This is a genomic window from Staphylococcus pasteuri, assembly GCF_030547725.1.
In the GTDB taxonomy this organism is placed as follows: Bacteria; Bacillota; Bacilli; order Staphylococcales; family Staphylococcaceae; genus Staphylococcus; species Staphylococcus pasteuri.
The window spans coordinates 1-278 of record NZ_JAUOQO010000289.1 but is presented as its reverse complement, the minus strand read 5'-3'; the positions used below and the strand labels follow the sequence as shown (position 1 = coordinate 278).

At 64.7% G+C, this 278-nt stretch carries 1 protein-coding gene; it reads left to right on the top strand.

The genetic code is table 11. The features are described from left to right. Positions 1-278 (top strand): hypothetical protein (locus Q4528_RS13705; RefSeq protein ID WP_303522108.1); only part of this gene is annotated, 278 nt, incomplete at both ends.

Here is a 278-nt window from a genome sequence, read left to right as displayed (position 1 = left end):
GAGCTGCACGGGCCACAAACCTCGCGCGGGGAACCCTGGCACATCCTTGCGGTCGGTCTGCCCGATGACTTTGCCGTGCCGCCAGCGGATGAAACCGGCCCGGATCTGGCCCGCCGCGCCCGCGCCGCCGGGGCCTTTGTGGCGATTGCCCATCCGCATTGGTATCAATTACAACTGGAAGACGGATTGGCGCTCGACGCCGCCCATGCGGTGGAAATCTACAACCACACCTGCTGGATGAATTCCGACCGGGGTGACGGTCTGGTGATGTACGAGGC